This is a genomic window from Spirillospora sp. NPDC046719, from assembly GCF_040645715.1.
Taxonomy (GTDB): Bacteria; Actinomycetota; Actinomycetes; order Streptosporangiales; family Streptosporangiaceae; genus Spirillospora.
In genome coordinates this window covers 24,482-42,539 of sequence record NZ_JBEYYT010000034.1, presented here as the reverse complement: position 1 = coordinate 42,539, position 18,058 = coordinate 24,482, and the positions used below count along the sequence as shown (strand labels likewise).

Below are 18,058 nucleotides of genomic sequence, written 5' to 3'. Positions count from 1 at the left end.
CACGGCGCGGCGCCGCAGAGCGCCCGGCTGCAGGCCGCGGCCGGCCCGGCCGCGGCGGCGTCCGTCCCGAAGGTCACCCGGGCGCAGGTCATCGCGCGGGCCAAGACCTGGCACCCGCACACGAGCAGCCGCGTCCCCTACAGCCAGACCAAGACCCACGGCGGCTACCGCACCGACTGCTCCGGCTACGCGTCGATGGCGCTGCGGCTGCCCAAGCCCGGCCCGAACACGGTCGGCCTCGCGTCCTCGACCTACAGCACGCGGATCTCGATGTCGCGGCTCAAGGCGGGCGACCTGGTGATCGACGCGATCGGGAGCAACACCACCCGGCACGTCGTCATCTTCGAGAAGTGGACGAGCAGCAAGCACACCGCCTACTGGGCGTACGAGCAGCGCGGCCACTACGGCACCGACCACCGCACCCGCACCTACGGGTTGTCGTCCGGCAGCCAGTACAAGGCGTACCGCCCGAAGAACATCGTCTGACCGCTCCCTGAGAGGCCCGGCCGGCACCCCTCCCGGCCGGGCCTCGCCCTTGCCGGCGGCGAGGCGCACCGGCGCCACCGGAGATTCCCTCCGGCGGGGGAGGCGGGTCGTGCCGGTGGGGGAGGTGCGGCCGAGGGCGTGCGCGCGATCTTCGAAGCATGACCGATTCCGCTGTTGCCGCCGCGCGCCCCCGGAGGCTGCGGGCCGCTTGGGCCTCCGCGCACGCGCCCGTCCCCGGGGTGCCGCGCTGGGCGCGGGCCGCCGCGCTGACCGTCCCGCTCGTCGTTCTGCCGTCCAGCCTTTGGCGGATCGCGGGCGTCGCCCTGCACCTGCCGATCGTCCGGCATACGGGAGGCGACGAGAGCGGCAACCTGCCGTCCTGGCTGCCGATCGAGCTGTACGTGGTGCTGCTGTCGATCCTCTCCGAGCTGCTGGCGTTCACCGCCGTCGGGCTCGTGTCGACGTGGGGCGAGGTGTTCCCGAAATGGGTGCCGTTCCTGCGCGGGCGGCGCGTGCCGACGCTCGCCGCGGTCGTCCCGGGCGCGATCGGCGCCACCGTCCTGACCTGCCTGTGGACGTGGGTGTTCGTGATGCTGGCGTTCGGCCGCAACATCGCGGGCGACCGGCTCACCGCCGACTCGCCGCTCAACGCCGACACCTGGCAGGGCGCCTTGGTCGTCGTCTCCTACGTCCCGCTGGTCGCCTGGGGGCCGCTGCTCGCGGCGGTCACGTTCGCGTACCACCGGCGCCGCGCCCACGCCGCCTGAGGCACCGCCCACGGTGCCTGAGGCACCGGATCGGCGCTGGTCAGCGTGGCTGCCGGGCGCGGAGCAGCAGGTTCTGGAGGGCGCCGAGCTCGTCCTCGCCGAGGCCGCCCAGGGGCGAGTCCTTCGAGAGCAGTTCGAGCAGGCGCGCGCGCAGTTCGGTGCCGTCCGCGGTGAGGACGAGCTCCTTGGCGCGGCGGTCCTGCGGGTGGGGGCGGCGCTCGACCAGGCCGCGCTTCTCCAGCTTGTCGACGACGAACGTGGCGTTGGACGGCTCGCAGCTCATCCGTTCGGCGAGGTCGCGCATCGTCATCGGCCCGGTCAGCTCGCGCAGCGCGGTGGCCTGGGGGCCGGTGAGCCCGAGCGTCGTGGCGCGCTCGCGGACGTGCTCCTCGATCTGCCGGGACAGCCCGGTCACCAGCCCGCACAGCTCCCGCTCTGCGGTGGCGGCGAACTCCGGATCGGTGCTCATGGCCCGAGCTTACATCAAGCTGCAATGGTTGCAGCTTGAATAGTTCTAGTTGTAAGTTTCCCGTCGTGCGGCGGCCGCAGGGCGCGGCCGTCCCGAAGGGAGACACCCATGCCCAGCACCCCCGGCACGCCCGACGCGGGCACCCGGAACCGGTTCGCCGCCGAGGCGGGCGCCCGGACGATCCGGCTCGGCGACCTGGCGATCACCTACGTCCCGGACGGCGCCGTCGAGCTGAAGCCCCGCGCCTGGTTCCCCGGCACCACCGACGCGTTCTGGGCCGAACGCCCCGAGTACCTCAACGCGGCGGGCAACCTCGTCGCGAGCATCGGCGGCCTGCTGGTCGAGCACGGCGACCGCGCCCTGCTGATCGACGCCGGCGTCGGCCCGCTCGCCTGGCCGGACGCCCCGGAGCGGCCGATCGGCGCCCTGCGCGGCGGCGCGCTGCCCGCGAGCCTCGCCGGGCTCGGCCGCGACCCCGCCGCGATCGAGGCCGTCGCCATCACCCACCTGCACGTCGACCACACCGGCTGGCTGGCGCCCGCCGCCGGCGGCCCGTCGCCGCTCGCCGGCGCGGAGGTGCTGGTCAGCGCGTCCGAGTGGGAGCACCGCGCGCTGTCCGACACCGACCCCGCCGTCCTCGACGGCTTCGCCGCGCGGGTCCGGACGACCGCCGACGGCGAGGAGATCTTCCCCGGCGTGCGGGTCCGGACGACGGCCGGCCACACCGCCGGGCACACCGTCTACGAGATCGCCTCGGGCGGGCGGCGGCTCCTCGCGTTCGGCGACGCGCTGCACTCGCCCGTCCAGGTGGACCACCCGGAGGTCTCCGCCGTGGTCGACCACGACCCGGACCTGTCCGCCGACGTCCGCCGGAGCCTCGTCGCCGAGCTCGCCGACCCGGACACGATCGGCTTCGGCGTCCACTTCGGCGACGTCCAGTTCGGACGCGTCGTCCCCGGCACCCCCGGCTGGCTCCCGGAGGACCGGTGACCGCGTCCGCCACCGCCCGCACGGGCCACTGGCCCGCGATCGTCGCCGCCGCGGCCGCCGCGACCGCGGCGGTGATGCCCGGGTTCACCGTCGGCGCGCTCGCCCCGTCGATGCAGCACGCACTGCACACGAACCGGACCACGCTGGGGCTGGCGATGAGCGCGTTCTACGCGGCGAGCGCGCTCGGCTCGCCCGCCGCGAAGCGGCTGGCCGCGCGGCTGCCCGTCCCGGCGGCCCTGTCCGCGGCGGCGGCCGTCGCGTCGCTGTCGATGCTGGCCCTCTCCCGCGCCGGGCACGTCGCCGTCCTCTTCCCGGTGCTGGTCGCCGCCGGGTTCGCCAACGGGCTCGTCCAGCCCGCCGCCGGACGGCTCATCGCCGCCCGCGCGCCCGACCGCCGCCGCTCCCTCGCCGCCGGGACGATCGGCGCCGCGCTCGGCGCCGGCACGCTCGTCCCCGGCCTGCTCGTCGCGCTCGTCGTGCACCCGTACGGCTGGCGCGCCGCGATGGCGATCGCCGGGCTGCTGGCGCTCGTCCCCGTGGCGCTGGCCCCGCTGACCCGCGCGCCCGCGGCCGGGCCCCGGCGCGCGGCGGCGGCGTCCGCGCCGATGCCGCGCGCCGTCCGGCGGACGCTGGTCCTGTGGGCGGTCGCGGCGGCCCTGTCCGCGACCGGCAACAACGCGGTGGCCTCGTACTTCGTGCAGCTCGGCGCGCACTCCGGGGTGCCGGACGGCCTCACCGGCGACCTCCTCGCGATGAGCGCGGTCATCGCGATCGCCGTGCGGCTGGCCGTCGGCGCGCTCGCCGACCGGGCGCCGCGCGGCGACCGGACGGTCATCGCGGTGATGATGCTGAGCGGCGCCGCCGGGCTCGCGCTCATCGCCGCCGGCTCCCCGGTCACGTTCCTCGCCGGGGCCGTCCTGGCGTTCTCCGCCGGATGGGGCTGGACGGGCCTGCTCCTGTCGGCGGCGCTCCGCCTCCTGCCGGACCGCGCGGAGAACGCGGGCCACACCGTCCAGGTCGGCGTCTACACCGGCGCGACGATCGCCCCGTTCACGTTCGGCGCCTTGTCGGCGTCGCTCGGCTTCGCGGCGGCGGCGCTGCTCGCCGCCGCGGCGGCCCTCACCGCCGCGTCCCTCATGGCCGCGACCACCCGGCCCTCGTTGAGCTGCGGCGAGTCGCCGTCATTGCGAGCCGCATGAGGTCAACGAGCGGGAAGGACCCGGCCCGTCACCGCGCCGAGCCCGAGGCGCGCGCCGCCCGGACCCGGCGCGGTGGCGGAGATCGTGACGGTGTCGCCGTCCTCCAGGAACGTGCGGGGCTCGCCGCCGACCTCCACCGGCTCCTTGCCGCCCCAGGTCAGCTCGATGAACGCGCCGCGCTGGTCCTTCTCCGGGCCGGACACCGTCCCGGACGCGAACAGGTCGCCGGTGCGGGACGAGGCGCCGTTCACCGTCATGTGCGCGAGCATCTGCGCGGGCGACCAGTACATCTCGCGGTACGGCGGCCGGGACACGACCTGCCCGTTCCACTCCACGACGAGGTCGAGGTCCAGGCCCCACGGGTTCTTCTCCCGCAGGTAGGGGAGCGGTTCCGGGTCCTGCGGCGGCGTCGGGACGCGGGCCGCCTCCAGCGCGAGCAGCGGCACCACCCACGGTGACACCGACGTCGCGAAGCTCTTGCCGAGGAACGGCCCGAGCGGCACGTACTCCCACGCCTGGACGTCCCGCGCCGACCAGTCGTTGACCAGCACGACCCCGAACACCCGCTCGGCGAACTCGTCCACGCCCACCGGCGCGCCGAGCGGCGAGCCGGTCCCGACGACGAACCCGACCTCCGCCTCGATGTCGAGGCGGCGGCACGGCCCGAACGTGGGCGCGGCCTCGTCCGGCGCCTTGCGCTGCCCGCTCGGCCGGACGATGCCGGTCCCGGACGGCACGACGGTGCCCGCGCGGCCGTGGTAGCCGACGGGCAGGTGCTTCCAGTTCGGCATCAGCGGCTCGGCGTCCGGCCGGAACAGCCGCCCGAGGTTGGACGCGTGGTGCTCGGAGGCGTAGAAGTCGACGTAGTCGGCGACCTCGAACGGCAGGTGCAGCGCCACCGCGTCCAGGGCGTGCACGGCGCCGTCCGGCAGGTCGTCCGCCACGGCGTCGATGACGTGCTCGCGGACCTCGACCCACCGCTCGTGGCCCTGCTCCATGAACGCGTTGAGCGACGGCCGGGCGAACACGCCGTCGCCGAGGACGGCGGCGAGGTCGACGACCGAGTCCGCCACTCGCACACCGACGCGCGGCTCGCCGCCGGCCGGCGAGAACACCCCGTACGGCAGGTTGTCGAGCCCGTAGAGCGAACCGTCCGGGACCGAAATACGGGTCATGCGTCTTCCTTGAGGAGTGAGGCGGGGAGGAGGCCGAGGGCGGCGAGTTCGGTGAGCGGGTCGGTGATGCTGCACGTGCCGAACGACAGGAAGCGCGCGCGGGCGAAGGACGCACGCGCCTCGCCGAGGCCGGCGACGCGGGCGGCGATGGACGCGGCGTCGCGGTCGGCGAGGACGGCGGCGACCTCGGCGGCGCCGGCGCCGTGCATCGCGGCGTCGGTGGCGAGCAGCAGGTTGAGGAATCCGTGCTGGTGGAAGCCGGTCTCCGGGTCCGTGTTGCGGACCGGGTGGTGCAGCCCGGCGGTCGCCTTGAACGGGACGCCGGCGCGGACGGCGGCGAGGACCGCGGCGGCCAGCTCGTCCGGCGCCGGGTACAGGTTCGCGTGGACGCCGCCGGTGCGGAACTTCGCGCGGTGCCCGGTCTCGCCGAGCGCGGCGATGATCGCGGGACGGCGCTCGTCGCGCGGCACCTCCACGAACACCGGGACGTCGATGCGCTCCAGGCCGCACAGCAGGTCGGCCGCCGTCATCCCGGTCGGCACCGCCACCTCGACGGCGTGCACGGCGACCGGCAGGTCCGCGGCGGCCGCGACCGCTCGCGCGGCCTGCGCGGGCCCGTTCGGCGCGGTGATCGACAGGTCGAGCGGGTCGCCGGCGACCAGTGGGTGCAGCTGGTCCAGCGCGGTCGCGGGCAGCACGAGCGGGCCGACGAGCGCGGCGTACGGGGCGGACCGGTGCCGGCGGTGGGCGGGGACGGCGTCGGCGAGCGGCGCGAGGCCGGGCGGGAACACGGCCGCGTCGTCGCACAGGCCGCGGGCGAAGGCGGGCACGTCGCTCATGGGGTCCGCCTTCCCGCCCAGGTCCAGGCGTATGCGGGGTCCTCGCAGGCCAGGCCGCCCTCGCCGAGTTCGAGGGGGCGGAAGGTGTCGACCATGACGGCCAGCTCGTCGAAGGACTCGGCGCCGATGCTGCGCTCGTACGCGCCGGGCTGCGGGCCGTGCGCGAGGCCGCCGGGGTGGACCGAGACCGAGCCCTGCCCGATGCCGGAGCCCTTGCGCGCCTCGTAGTCGCCGCCGCAGTAGAACATGACCTCGTCGGAGTCGACGTTGGAGTGGTAGTACGGCACCGGGATGGACAGCGGGTGGTAGTCCACCTTGCGCGGCACGAAGTTGCAGACGACGAAGTTGGTGCCCTCGAACACCTGGTGCACGGGCGGCGGCTGGTGGACGCGGCCGGTGATCGGCTCGAAGTCGTGGACGCTGAACGTGAACGGGTAGAGGCAGCCGTCCCAGCCGACGACGTCGAACGGGTGGTTCGCGTAGGTGAACCGCGTCCCGCCGATGCCGCGGGAGGTGCGGTGCTTGACGAGGACCTCGACGTCGGTGCCGTCGGCGGTGAGGATCTCGCCGGGTCCGTGCAGGTCGCGCTCGCAGTAGGGGGCGTGCTCCAGGAACTGCCCGAACCGCGACAGGTACCGCTTGGGCGGCGCGACGTGGCCGGTGGCCTCGATGACGTAGGCGCGCAGCGGCTCGTCCCCGGCGGGCAGCCAGCGGTGCGTGGTGGAGGTGGGGATGACGACGTAGTCGCCCTGCTCCGCGTCGAGCGCGCCGAAGACGGTCTCGACGGTCGCGGCGCCGGACTCGACGTAGACGATCTCGTCGCCGGTGGCGTTGCGGTACAGCGGCGAGTCCGCCGCGGACACGACGTAGGAGAGCCGGACGTCGGCGTTGCCGAGCAGCAGCCGGCGGCCCGTGACGGCGTCGGTGCCCGCCCAGGTCTCCTTGGGGAAGAGGTCGTGGAGGCGGAGGTGGCGCGGCTTGAGCGGCTGGTTCGGCGTGGTGGCCGGGTCGGGCACGTCCCAGGGCCGCGAGTCGACGATCGCGGAGGGGATCTCGCGGTGGTACAGCAGCGACGAGTCGGCGGAGAAGCCCTCCTCGCCCATCAGCTCCTCGAAGTAGAGCCGGCCGGACGCGTCCCGGTGCTGGGTGTGCCGTTTCGGCGGCACGTCGCCGACCCGCCGGTAGTGCGCCATGGTCCCTCGCCTCCCCGCAGATGATTAATGCGTTTACTATCTCTCCGCGACACTACGGCCCCCGGCGGGCAGAAGAAAGGCCCGGTTCCGGACACGGGGCGGAACGGGCCGGAGCGGACGGGAGCGGGCCGGGAGGCGGGTGCGGGCCGGGAGGCGGGTGCGGCGGGTCAGCTCCGCTCGCGGACGTCGAACCGGTGCCGCCCCTCGATCAGCTTGTCCAGCAGCATCACCAGCATCCGCTGCTCGGTCTCGGTGAGCACGCCCGCCCACTGCCGCTCCCGCTCGTGCTGGCCCGCGAAGATCTCCAGCATCCGGCGGCGGCCGTCCTCGGTCAGCGACAGGATCACCGAGCGGCCGTCCCGCTCGCCCGGCGTGCGCACCATCATCCCGTCCGCCACCAGCGTCTTCGCCAGGTTGGACACGGCGGCGCGGCTCATCCCGGCGAGCGCGGCGGCGCGGCCCGGCTCCAGCGGCCCGGCGAGCCAGGTGACGAACAGCAGCCGGAACCCCGCCCAGGAGTGCCCGCGCGGCCGGTGCACCGTGGACTCCAGGTCGTAGGTGACGATGGCGGACGCCCGGTTCAGCGTCAGCAGCAGCCGGGTCGCGAGCCGGTCCGGGAAGCCGAACTCGTCCGCCAGCCGGCCTCCGGCGAGGTCGACGAACGACCAGAAGTCCAGGTCCTCGCGCTCGTCGTCCATGGTCGCCAGCCTAGCCCCGGCGGGCGGGCAAAGTGATTCACGGTTTGATCGGTCTGCGACGTGTCGGCGCGACGATCATGGGCAGGTCTCCCCGTGCACACGGCGAGTGGGGGGATCATGGCGACGGTCGCGGACCAGTTCATCCAGGTGCTCCGCCAGGCGGGCGTCCGGCGGATCTACGGCGTGGTGGGCGACAGCCTCAACCCGATCGTGGACGCGGTGCGCCGCACCGGCGGCGACATCGAGTGGGTGCACGTCCGCAACGAGGAGGCCGGCGCGTTCGCCGCCGCCGCCGAGGCGCAGACGACCGGGCGGCTCGCGGTCTGCGCGGGCAGCTGCGGCCCCGGCAACACCCACCTGATCCAGGGCCTGTACGACGCGCACCGGTCCGGCGCGCCCGTCCTCGCGCTGGCCTCGCAGATCCCGAGCACCCAGATCGGCAGCGGCTACTTCCAGGAGACGCACCCCGAGCGGCTGTTCACCGAGTGCAGCCACTACTGCGAGCTGATCAACGGGCCGGGGCAGATGCCGCGCATCCTGCGCACGGCGATCCAGCACGCGGTCGGCCTGGGCGGCGTCGCCGTCCTCGCCCTGTCCGGGGACGTCGCCAGCCAGGACGCCGAGAACCCGACCGGCGAGCACGACTTCCTCGTCCGCAAGGGCATCGTGAAGCCGCCCGCCGACCAGGTCGACCAGCTGGCCCACGCCCTCAACCGGGCGCGGAAGCCGATGCTCTTCTGCGGGTCGGGGGTGCAGAACGCGCATTCCGAGGTCATGCAGCTCGCGCACAAATTGCTGTCGCCGATCGGGCACGCGCTGCGCGGGAAGGAATGGATCCAGTACGACAATCCGTTCGACGTCGGAATGAGCGGGCTTCTCGGCTACGGCGCCTGCTATGAGGCGATGCAGGAGGCCGACCTCGTCCTCATGCTCGGCACGGACTTCCCCTACGACCCGTTCCTTCCGGGCCGCCACACCATCCAGGTCGACGACGATCCCGCCAAGCTGGGGCGCCGCACGCCGCTCACGCTGGCCGTCCACGGCGACGTCGGTGAGACGCTCCGCCTCGTCATGGACAAGGTCGAGCAGAAGCACGACCGGTCCTATCTCGATGAAATGCTGCGTCGGCACACGCGCGCGTTGGAGGGCGTCGTCTCCGCCTACACGCGCGATATCGAGAAGCACATTCCGATCCATCCCGAATACGTCGCGGACGTCCTCGACGACCTCGCCGCCGAGGACGCGATATTCACCGTCGACACCGGAATGTGCAACGTCTGGGTGGCCCGCTACATCACGCCGAACGGCCGCCGCCGCGTCATGGGGTCGTTCGTCCACGGCTCCATGGCGAACGCCCTGCCGCACGCGATCGGCGCCCAGTACGGCGCGCCCGGCCGCCAGGTCATCTCGGTCTCCGGCGACGGCGGCCTCGGCATGCTGCTCGGCGAGCTGCTCACCGTGCGGCTGCACCGCATCCCCGTCAAGATCATCCTGTTCAACAACGCGTCGCTCGGGATGGTGCGGCTGGAGATGATGGTGGACGGCCTGCCGTCCTACGAGACCGACCACGAGGCCGTCGACTACGCCGCCATCGCGCAGGCCGCGGGCATCGAGGCGGCCCGCGTCGAGCGGCCCGCCGCCGTCCGCGACGCGATGGCCGCCGCGCTCGCCGCGCCCGGTCCGTACCTGCTGGACGTCGTCACCGACCCGAACGCCCTGTCCATCCCGCCGCACATCACCCCGCAGCAGGTGAAGGGCTTCGCGCTCGCCGCCGGCAAGACCGTCCTCACCGGCGGCGTCGGCAAGATGCTCGACCTGGCGCGCAGCAACCTCCGCAACATCCCCCGTCCCTGACCGCGCTCACGCGGAGTCGGCGGCCGCCATGTCGCGGGCGTGCGCGACGAGGCGCAGCAGCGCCGGGTTGCGGTTGCCGCGATGCCACGCGAGCGCGATCGGGACGGTCGGGACGGGATCGGCGAACCGCCGCGTCACGACGCCGGGGACGTGCAGCGTGCCCGCCTTGCCCTCGGTGATGAAGGTGATGCCGTGCCCCGCCGCGACGGCGTGCAGCATCCGCTCCTCCTCGGGCTCCCAGTGCGCGACGGGCGGCCGGACGCCCTCGCCGAAGACCTGGTCGAGCATCCGGTCCCACATGCCGGGGCCGTGCTCGCGCGGCCACCAGACGAGCGGGCGGCCCGCCACGTCGGCGGTGCGGAGCCGCCGCTTGCGGGCCAGCGGGTCGTCGCCGCGGACGGCCGCCACGATCGGCTCCGCGCCGATCTCCAGGACGGCCAGGTCGTCGCGCAGGTCGATGGGCGGCCGGACGATCGCCGCGTCGATGGCCCGCTCGCGCAGCCGCTGCTCGTGCAGGACGGTGAAGCCGCTGGTGAGCTGGACGTCGACGGCGGGGTGCGCGGCGCGGAACCCGTCGACGAGGTCGGTGACGGCGCCGCCGGGCGCGGAGCGGGTGAGGCTGAGGGTGAGCCGCCCGGCCTCCCCGGCCCCGTGCCGCCGCACCAGGTCGGCGGCGGCGTCGGCGCGGGCGAGGACGTCGCGGGCGGCGGGCAGCAGCGCGGCCCCCGCCTCGGTCAGCGCCACGCCGCGCCGGTTGCGGGCGAACAGCTCCGCGCCGAGCTCGCGTTCGAGCGCCTTGATCTGCTGGCTCAGCCCCGGCTGGGCGACGTGCAGCCGCTGCGCGGCGCGGCCGTAGTGCAGCTCCTCGGCGACCGCCACGAAGTACCGCAGATGCCGCAATTCCATGCCGTCGACGATAGCCGGTGATAAGCCTCGCTTCTCACAGGAGAAGAACCTGAACTTGGACGCGGCCGCCGGACGCGTGGCGGAATGTCCCCATGGTCACCGTTACGACAAGGCCGCGCGCCGCCGGGACGGCCGGCGCTCGGCAATGGATAGCCCTCGGATCCGTGCTGCTCGCCACGTTCATGGGACTGCTGGACGCGAGCATCGTCACGGTCGCCGTCCCCTCCATCCAGCACGGGCTGGGCGCCTCGTTCGGCGAGGTCCAGTTCGTCGCCGCCGGGTACACGCTCGCCTACGCGGTCGGGCTGGTGACCGGCGGGCGCCTCGGCGACCTGTACGGGCGCCGGCGCGCCTTCCTGACCGGCGTCGTGCTGTTCCTCGTCACCTCGGTGCTGTGCGCGGCGGCGCCGTCGGCGCCGCTGCTGATCGGGGCGCGCGTGCTGCAGGGCCTGGCCGCCGCGGTGATGCTGCCGCAGGTGCTGTCGATCGTCCAGGCGTCGTTCACCGGCCCCGCGCGGGCGAGCGCCCTCGGGCTGTACGGGGCGACGATCGGGCTGGCGTCGATCTCCGGGCAGATCGTCGGCGGCGCGCTGCTCGCCTGGAACCCGCTCGGGCTCGGCTGGCGGTCGGCGTTCCTCGTCAACGTGCCGATCGGGCTGGTCGCCCTGGCCGTCGCGGGCGCGACCGTCGCCGAGGGGCGCGGCGCGCGCTCCCGCCTCGACCTCGGCGGCGCGGGCCTCCTCGGGCTCGCCCTCGTCGGCCTGCTGCTCCCGGCCGCGCTGGGGTGGCCGGTGTGGAGCCTGCCGTTCCCGCCCGCGGGGCTGGCGCTGCTCGTCGCCTTCGGGGCCTTCGAGCGGCGGCAGGCGAACCCGCTGGTGCCGATGCGGCTGCTCGCCCAGCGGCGGATGGTGCGGGGACTGCTCACCGTCCTCGCCTTCTACGCCGGCAACGCCGGGCTGTTCCTCCTGCTCGCCTACCACCTCCAGGCGGGGCTCGGGCAGAGCCCGCTGCGGAGCGGGCTGATCTTCGCGCCGCTCGGTATCGGGTTCGCCGTCGCCAGCCTGGCCGGACGCAGCCGCGCCGCGCTCGTGCCGGGCGCCGCGCTGATGGCGGCCAGCCTGACCGCGGTGCTGCTGATCGTCTCCACCGTCCCGGGGCACGCGCAGATCAGGTGGCTGCTGCCCGCGCTGGCGGTCTCCGGGATCGGTGAGGGGCTGGTCGCCGCGCCGCTGATCGGACGGGTCCTCGCCGGGGTCGACCCGGCGGACGGCGGCGCCGCGAGCGGCGTCCTGCTCACCGCCACGCAGGTCGCGAACGCCTCGGGAGTCGCGCTGATCGGCGGCCTGTTCGCGGGCGCGCTCGGCGCGGCCCCCGGCACGCCCGGCACCGCCCTGTCCGCCTACGACCACGCCACCGCGGTCACGACCGCGGCGGTGCTGGCGCTGGCCGTCCTGACCGGCCTGCTCGCCCGCACCCTGCGCGACCGCTGAGAACGGCCGCGGGGACTGCGCGCCCCCGTCCCGCCCGGCATGGTGGGATGGGGGCGTGAGCCGTGCCGTGGAGGAGAGCAACCGCAGGCTGCTGCGGGCGCGGGACGCGATGGACCGCGCCTACGCGCAGCCGCTGGACGTCCCCGCCCTGGCCCGGATCGCCCACGTGTCCCCGGCGCACTTCACCCGCGCGTTCCGGGCGGCCTTCGGCGAGACGCCGCACCGCTACCTGCAGCGCCGCCGCGTCGAGCGGGCGATGTTCCTGCTGCGGGACACCGACCGCAGCGTGACGGACATCTGCTTCGAGGTCGGCTTCGGCAGCCTGGGCACGTTCAGCCGCACGTTCAGCGCCATCGTCGGGCGGTCGCCGCGCGAGTACCGGCGGGCGGTCACGGCCGTGGACGTGCCGACCTGCTTCGTGAAGACGTGGACGCGGCCGGTCGACTGAGCAGTTTCGGATAAGTCTTCCGAGGCCGCGCTCACTAGCGTTGACCCCATGTTCAACGCGATCACGCATTCCCAGATCTACGTCCTGGACCAGGACGAGGCCCTCGACTTCTACGTCGGCAAGCTCGGCCTGGAGGTGAGCGCCGACGTCGACATGGGCTTCATGCGCTGGCTGACCATCAGCGTCCCCGGCGACCCCGAGCGCCACATCCTGCTGGAGCGCCCCGGCCCGCCGTCGCTGTCGGACGAGACGGCCGAGCAGGTCCGGGAGCTGCTGACCAAGGGCGCGATGGGCGGCCACCTCATCTTCGGCACGGACGACTGCCGCAAGACCTACGAGACGCTGCGGGACCGCGGCGTGGAGTTCACCGAGGAGCCCACCGAGCGCCCGTACGGCATCGACGCCGCGCTCCGCGACCCGTTCGGCAACAGCATCCGCTTCACCCAGCGGGTCTGACCGCCTCCGGACGGATCCGCCCGCGCGCCGCGCGCGGGTTCCGTCCTTAGGGTGGTGCCGTGGGGAGCATCCGGGTGCGGCACCGCTCGGTGACGGTCGCGCCCTGGGCGCTGGACGCGGCGCTCTCCGCGGCCGCCTTCGCCGTGACCGCGTACCGGATCGGCACCGGCGCCGTCGACGCGGGCGGCCGCGCCCCGGACGCCGCGGCCTACGGCATCGGGCTCGCGATGGCGGCGGCGCTGCTCGCGCGGCGGCGGTGGCCGGCGCTCGTGCTGGGCCTGGTCACGGTGCTGTGGATCGCGTACCACACCCGCGGCTACCCGGGCGGGGCGCCGGGGGTGCCGGTGTGGGCGGCGCTGTACTCGGTCGCGGTCGCGCCCCGGCGGTGGGCGGGGCTCGTGCTCGCGGGCGTGCTGATCGTCTCGGACGCGTCGGCCCGGTCGGAGGGCGGCGCCCACCCGCTCGACGCGCTGCTGGACGGGACGACCGTGGTGTTCGTCGCGATGCTGCTGCTCGGCGACGCCGTCCGCAGCCGGCGGGAGCGGCGGGCCGAGTACGAGGCGCGGCTGGAGGCGCTCGCCGCGCGGCAGGAGGACGCCGCCGCGCGGCGCGTCGCCGAGGAGCGGATCCGGATCGCGCGGGACCTGCACGACGTCTCCGCGCACACGATCGCGGTGATCGGCGTCCAGGCGAGCGTGGCCGCCGAGCTGCTGACCGAGGACCCGGAGACCGCCGGGGAGGCGCTGCGGGCGATCCGCGCGGCCGGCGCGGAGGCGATGGCGGAGCTCCGCGCGACGGTGGGCGTGCTGCGGGACGAGGACGGCGCCGAGGTGGAGGCCCCGGCGCCCGGTCTCGACCGGCTGCCCGACCTGGTGCGGAGCTACGGCTCCGCCGGGCCGCGCGTGGAGCTGGACGTCGAGGGCGAGCGGCGCCCGCTGCCCGGCGTGGTGGAGCTGACCGCGTACCGGATCGTCCAGGAGTCGCTGGCCAACGCGCTGCGCCACGGCGGCGCGGGCTCCGTGGCGGTACGGCTCCGGTACCGCGCGGACGGCCTGGACGTCGAGATCGACGACGACGGGCGCGGCGGGACGCCGGCCGGTGACGGGTACGGGGTGCGCGGGATGGCCGAGCGCGCGGCGGCCCTCGGCGGGAGCCTGACGGCGGGGCCGGCCGCCGGGCCGGGGGAGTCCGGGTTCCGGGTGCGGGCCTGGCTGCCGAGCGGGGGGACGCGATGACGATCCGGGTGCTGCTGGCCGACGACCAGGCGCTGGTGCGGGCCGGGTTCCGCGTGCTGCTGGAGCGCGCGGACGACATCGAGGTCGTCGGCGAGGCCGGGGACGGTGACGAGGCGGTCGCGCTGGCCCGCGCGCGGCGGCCGGACGTCGTCCTGATGGACGTGCGGATGCCGGGCTGCGACGGGCTCGCGGCGACGCGGCGGATCGTGGCGGACGCGGGGCCGTCCGGCGCGAAGGTCGTGGTGCTGACGACGTTCGACCTCGACCGGTACCTGTTCGCGGCGCTCCGGGCGGGGGCGAGCGGCTTCCTGCTGAAGGACCTGGAGCCGGACGCGCTGCGGCAGGCGGTCCGGACGGTGCACGCCGGCGACGCGCTGCTCGCGCCCCGGCTGACCCGGCGGCTGATCTCGGTGTTCGCGGACCGGGTGGGGCGGCCCCCGGTGGCGCCGGAGCGGCTCGCGGCCCTCACCGTCCGGGAGCGGGAGGTCGTGGCGCTGGTGGCGGACGGCCTGTCGGACCGGGAGATCGGCGACCGGCTGGCGATGCGTCCGGCGACGGCGAAGACGCACGTCAACCGGGCGATGGCGAAGCTCGGCGCACGGGACCGCGCGCAGCTCGTGGTGCTCGCCTACCAGTCCGGCCTGGCCGGGGTACCGCGATCGGAGTAGGGGCGGTGCCGTGAACGCGGTAGCCGGGTGCGCCCGCGGCGCCGATGGAATCGCCCGCGCGTTTTCCTAGCGTCGAGACCATGGATGTTCACACGAGAGTCATCGCCGGTGGCTGCCTGGTGGCGGCACCGGCCGTCCAAGGGCTGTCGACGTTCTTCTGGAACGACGGCGACCAGGGGATCGCGGCGGGCGCGCTGATCGTCGTCGCCACGGTGTTCTGGGTGACGGGGCTGGCGGCGCTGTTCCGCCTCGTCGAGGCGCGGGCGCCCCGGTACGCGGCCGTCGCGTTCCCGCTGGCGGTCTACGGCTGCGTCGGCGGCGCGGCGTTCGGGGTGCAGGCGCTGTGCGAGGAGCTCTTCGGGGTCCCGCACGACACGGCCGTGGACCTGCTCCGCCACCACCAGGCGGCGGCGGAGGCCGCGTTCTGGTTCGCGGGCCCGCTCTTCCCGATCAGCGTGTTCGTGCTCGGCGCGGTGCTGATCCGGCTGCGCCTCGTCCCGCTGCCGACCGCCGTCCTGCTGTCGATGGGCGCGGTGCTGTTCCCGCTCAGCCGGGTGCCGCGCGAGGTCCTCGTCGCGCACCTCGCCGACCTCGTGCTCCTGCTGCCGTTCGCGCACCTCGGCGTGCTGATGGCGATGGGGCGGCTGGCGCCCGCGAAAGCAGCGGACACGGCCGACACGGCGGACACGGCGAACGCGGCGGACGGGTCCGCGCCGGTGGAGGCGGTCAGGTGAAGGGGGTGGCCATCTCGGTGAGGGCCTCGTCGGTCACCTCGGCCATGGAGCGCGGCGGGTCCTGCTCGGTCCAGGCGAGGGCGCCGATGCGCAGGGCGGTCATGAAGGCGCCGGCCATGACGACGGCGCGGGCGGAGCCGGGCGGCAGCCCGTCGCGGGCGGCGACGAGGTCGGCGAGGGCCCGCTCGAACGTGGCGTAGTGCGCGAGCTGGCGGGCCAGGACGGACGGGTGGGCGCGGGCGAGGCGGGCCTGCGCCGCCCAGCGGGGGTCGGGCTCGCCGATCTCGCCGGCCAGGTCGTGGAACGCGGCGCGCAGCGCGGCCCAGGACGTCTCGCCGGGCGGGCGGGCGGCGAAGCGGTCGAGGAGGGAGCGCATGCGCTGCTCGTCGCCGTAGAGGAGGGCGTCCTCCTTGCCGTCGAAGTAGTTGGAGAACGTGCGCCGGGACACGCCGGCGGCGTCGGCGATGGCCTCGACCGTCACCTCGTCCAGGCCGTGCTCGACGGCGAGGCGCATCGCGGCCTCGTGCAGGGCCATGCGCGTCGCCTCCTTCTTGCGTTCGCGCAGCCCGCCGCCGGCCATGGTCTCCATGCCGTCCAACTCTACGGGGAGGCGCGCCCGGCCGGGCAAAATTTTTCTTGATGCGAAAACTTGCCCAGTGGGAATAATGTGGGCCGCTGACGCCTTGTACACGGCGTTCCCACTCACCACCCGGAGGCGTCCCTTGACCGTGTCCGCCGACCAGCCGGCCCCGCCGGCGCCGTCCGCGACGATGTCGCGCAGATCGATCTTCGAGGCGCTCAGCGGCCTGCTGCTGGTGCTCTTCGTCGCGATGCTGAGCGAGACCGTCGTGTCCACCGCCCTGCCGCAGATCATCGGCGCGCTCAAGGGCAGCCAGTCCCAGTACACCTGGGTCGTCACCGCGACCCTGCTGACCGCCACGGCGAGCACCCCGATCTGGGGCAAGCTCGCCGACCTCTACGACAAGAAGCGGCTGCTCCAGGCGTCGATCGTCATCTTCGTCGTCGCGTCGATCGCCTCCGGGTTCGCGCAGAACAGCGCCGAGCTCATCGCGTTCCGCGCCCTGCAGGGGCTCGGCGTCGGCGCGCTGCAGATCCTCGTCCAGATCGTCATGGCGGCGATGATCAGCCCCCGCGACCGGGGCCGCTACTACGGCTACCTCGGGGCGGTCATGGCGGTCGCCACCGTCGGCGGCCCGCTGCTCGGCGGGCTGATCGTCGACACGTCCTGGCTCGGCTGGCGCTGGTGCTTCCTGATCGGCGTGCCGTTCTCGGTGGTGTCGTTCGCCCTCCTGCAGAAGACGCTGAAGCTGCCGGTGGTCCGGCGCGGCGACGTGAAGATCGACTACTGGGGCGCGACCCTGCTGGCCGGCGGCGTCAGCCTGCTGCTCATCTGGGTGACCTTCGTCGGCGACAAGTTCGCCTGGCTGTCCTGGCAGACCGGCGCGATGGTCGGCGCGGGCCTGCTCGTCCTGGCCGTCGCGGTCCGGGTCGAGGCGAAGGTGCCGGAGCCGATCGTCCCGCTCGGCATCGTCGCCCGCCGCAACACCGCCCTGGCGATCCTCGCCAGCCTCGCGGTCGGCATGGCGATGTTCGGCGGCGCGGTCTTCCTCGGCCAGTACTTCCAGATCGGCCGCGGCTACAGCCCCACCGAGGCGGGCCTGCTCACCATCCCGATGATGATCGGCGTGCTCGGCTCGTCCACGATCGTCGGGCGGCTCACCACCCGGACCGGCAAGGTCAAGTCCTACATCGTCGCCGGCACGGTCGTGCTCACCGCCGGGTTCGCGGCGCTGGCGACCATCGACCAGCACACCTCGCTGGTGTTCGTCGGCGCGGGCATGTTCCTGGTCGGCGCGGGCGTCGGCATGGCGATGCAGAACCTCGTCCTCGTCGTGCAGAACTCGGTGCACCTGAACGAGATCGGCGCGGCGAGCGGCACGGTCACGTTCTTCCGGTCCCTCGGCGGGACGATCGGGGTCTCGGTGCTCGGCGCCGTGCTGGCGAACCGGGTGTCGGACAACATCGCCCACGGCCTGTCCCGCATCGGCGTGGACCCGTCCGCGGGCGGCGGCGACACCGGGAACCTGGACGTCGGCGCGCTGCCCGGCCCGATCCGGGAGATCGTCCGGGCCGCCTACGGCGACGCCACCGGGCACATCTTCCTGTTCTCCGCGCTGATCGCGGTGGTCGGGATCGTCGCGGCGGCGTTCCTCAAGCCGGTGACGCTGCGCGACAGCCTCGACCTCCCGGACGACGCCGCGTCCCAGCCGGACGGCGCGGCCGCTCTGCCGGACGGCGCGGCCCCCGCGTCGAACGGCGCGACCCCCGCGTCGAACGGTGCGGCGCTCGCCACCGCCGGCGAGGCCGGAGGTTCAGTGAGCCGATAGCTCCACCGGGTCAAGGGCCGACGGGCCCCCGCGTTCCACGCGG

General features: G+C 74.5%; 19 protein-coding genes. 12 read left to right on the top strand and 7 right to left on the bottom strand.

Annotation, left to right across the window (positions count from 1 at the left end; all coding sequences use genetic code 11):
- Together ABZ914_RS09135 and ABZ914_RS09130 are read left to right on the top strand one after the other, a co-directional pair.
- Nucleotides 1-486: hypothetical protein (locus tag ABZ914_RS09135; protein WP_500192509.1), on the top strand; the 486-nt coding region annotated here is incomplete at its 5' end.
- A 158-nt stretch (nucleotides 487-644) separates the two neighbouring features.
- Complete coding sequence (locus ABZ914_RS09130; RefSeq protein WP_500192508.1) at nucleotides 645-1,253, top strand: hypothetical protein; 609 nt, start codon at nucleotides 645-647, stop codon at nucleotides 1,251-1,253.
- A gap of 40 nt (nucleotides 1,254-1,293) precedes the next feature.
- On the opposite strand, the gene ABZ914_RS09125 is transcribed toward ABZ914_RS09130, so the two are convergent.
- Nucleotides 1,294-1,722, bottom strand: coding sequence for a MarR family winged helix-turn-helix transcriptional regulator (locus tag ABZ914_RS09125; RefSeq protein WP_190863453.1), 429 nt, complete (start codon nucleotides 1,720-1,722; stop codon nucleotides 1,294-1,296).
- Nucleotides 1,723-1,830: 108 nt separating this feature from the next.
- On the opposite strand from ABZ914_RS09125, the gene ABZ914_RS09120 reads away from it, so the two are divergent.
- Together ABZ914_RS09120 and ABZ914_RS09115 are read left to right on the top strand one after the other, a co-directional pair.
- Nucleotides 1,831-2,712: an MBL fold metallo-hydrolase gene (locus ABZ914_RS09120; RefSeq protein WP_500192507.1), complete on the top strand. Its 882-nt coding sequence runs from the start codon at nucleotides 1,831-1,833 to the stop codon at nucleotides 2,710-2,712.
- Nucleotides 2,709-3,911 carry an MFS transporter gene (locus ABZ914_RS09115; protein ID WP_500192506.1) on the top strand — a complete coding sequence of 401 codons (1,203 nt, stop codon included), beginning with the start codon at nucleotides 2,709-2,711 and terminating at the stop codon, nucleotides 3,909-3,911. The genes ABZ914_RS09120 and ABZ914_RS09115 overlap by 4 nt, the downstream gene beginning before the upstream one ends.
- Before the next feature lie 2 nt (nucleotides 3,912-3,913).
- Here ABZ914_RS09115 and fahA read toward each other — a convergent pair whose 3' ends face one another.
- From fahA to ABZ914_RS09095, 4 genes are all read right to left on the bottom strand, one after another.
- Nucleotides 3,914-5,086, bottom strand: coding sequence for a fumarylacetoacetase (gene fahA / locus ABZ914_RS09110; RefSeq protein ID WP_190863460.1), 1,173 nt, complete (start codon nucleotides 5,084-5,086; stop codon nucleotides 3,914-3,916).
- Nucleotides 5,083-5,925, bottom strand: a complete 843-nt coding sequence (locus tag ABZ914_RS09105; protein WP_500192505.1) for a hypothetical protein — start codon at nucleotides 5,923-5,925, stop codon at nucleotides 5,083-5,085. The genes fahA and ABZ914_RS09105 overlap by 4 nt, the downstream gene beginning before the upstream one ends.
- Nucleotides 5,922-7,118 (bottom strand): homogentisate 1,2-dioxygenase, encoded by a 1,197-nt coding sequence (locus tag ABZ914_RS09100; protein WP_500192504.1) that lies wholly within the window; start codon nucleotides 7,116-7,118, stop codon nucleotides 5,922-5,924. Before ABZ914_RS09100 ends, ABZ914_RS09105 begins: the two co-directional genes overlap by 4 nt.
- A 167-nt stretch (nucleotides 7,119-7,285) precedes the next feature.
- Entirely contained in the window at nucleotides 7,286-7,816 is a 531-nt protein-coding gene (locus ABZ914_RS09095) for a MarR family winged helix-turn-helix transcriptional regulator (RefSeq protein ID WP_500192503.1), read from the bottom strand.
- A gap of 117 nt (nucleotides 7,817-7,933) precedes the next feature.
- On the opposite strand from ABZ914_RS09095, the gene ABZ914_RS09090 reads away from it, so the two are divergent.
- A complete protein-coding gene (locus ABZ914_RS09090; protein ID WP_500192502.1) occupies nucleotides 7,934-9,670 on the top strand; it encodes a pyruvate dehydrogenase in 1,737 nt (578 codons plus the stop codon).
- 6 nt (nucleotides 9,671-9,676) lie between these two features.
- Here ABZ914_RS09090 and ABZ914_RS09085 read toward each other — a convergent pair whose 3' ends face one another.
- Nucleotides 9,677-10,576: a LysR family transcriptional regulator gene (locus tag ABZ914_RS09085; RefSeq protein WP_500192501.1), complete on the bottom strand. Its 900-nt coding sequence runs from the start codon at nucleotides 10,574-10,576 to the stop codon at nucleotides 9,677-9,679.
- Nucleotides 10,577-10,740: 164 nt separating this feature from the next.
- On the opposite strand from ABZ914_RS09085, the gene ABZ914_RS09080 reads away from it, so the two are divergent.
- The 6 genes from ABZ914_RS09080 (at nucleotide 10,741) to ABZ914_RS09055 (ending at nucleotide 15,607) form a co-directional block, all read left to right on the top strand.
- Nucleotides 10,741-12,066: an MFS transporter gene (locus tag ABZ914_RS09080; RefSeq protein WP_500192500.1), complete on the top strand. Its 1,326-nt coding sequence runs from the start codon at nucleotides 10,741-10,743 to the stop codon at nucleotides 12,064-12,066.
- A gap of 109 nt (nucleotides 12,067-12,175) precedes the next feature.
- Nucleotides 12,176-12,514, top strand: a complete 339-nt coding sequence (locus ABZ914_RS09075) for a helix-turn-helix domain-containing protein (protein ID WP_194737396.1) — start codon at nucleotides 12,176-12,178, stop codon at nucleotides 12,512-12,514.
- A gap of 48 nt (nucleotides 12,515-12,562) precedes the next feature.
- Nucleotides 12,563-12,970, top strand: a complete 408-nt coding sequence (locus ABZ914_RS09070; protein ID WP_190863478.1) for a VOC family protein — start codon at nucleotides 12,563-12,565, stop codon at nucleotides 12,968-12,970.
- A 59-nt stretch (nucleotides 12,971-13,029) separates the two neighbouring features.
- Nucleotides 13,030-14,205, top strand: coding sequence for a sensor histidine kinase (locus tag ABZ914_RS09065; protein WP_500192499.1), 1,176 nt, complete (start codon nucleotides 13,030-13,032; stop codon nucleotides 14,203-14,205).
- Complete coding sequence (locus tag ABZ914_RS09060) at nucleotides 14,202-14,873, top strand: response regulator transcription factor (protein WP_500192498.1); 672 nt, start codon at nucleotides 14,202-14,204, stop codon at nucleotides 14,871-14,873. Before ABZ914_RS09065 ends, ABZ914_RS09060 begins: the two co-directional genes overlap by 4 nt.
- 80 nt (nucleotides 14,874-14,953) lie before the next feature.
- Nucleotides 14,954-15,607 carry a hypothetical protein gene (locus tag ABZ914_RS09055; RefSeq protein WP_500192497.1) on the top strand — a complete coding sequence of 218 codons (654 nt, stop codon included), beginning with the start codon at nucleotides 14,954-14,956 and terminating at the stop codon, nucleotides 15,605-15,607.
- Here ABZ914_RS09055 and ABZ914_RS09050 read toward each other — a convergent pair.
- Nucleotides 15,600-16,196, bottom strand: coding sequence for a TetR/AcrR family transcriptional regulator (locus tag ABZ914_RS09050; protein ID WP_190863485.1), 597 nt, complete (start codon nucleotides 16,194-16,196; stop codon nucleotides 15,600-15,602). The genes ABZ914_RS09055 and ABZ914_RS09050 overlap by 8 nt on opposite strands.
- Before the next feature lie 181 nt (nucleotides 16,197-16,377).
- On the opposite strand from ABZ914_RS09050, the gene ABZ914_RS09045 reads away from it, so the two are divergent.
- Entirely contained in the window at nucleotides 16,378-18,015 is a 1,638-nt protein-coding gene (locus ABZ914_RS09045) for an MDR family MFS transporter (protein WP_500192511.1), read from the top strand.
- Nucleotides 18,016-18,058: the final 43 nt, after the last annotated feature.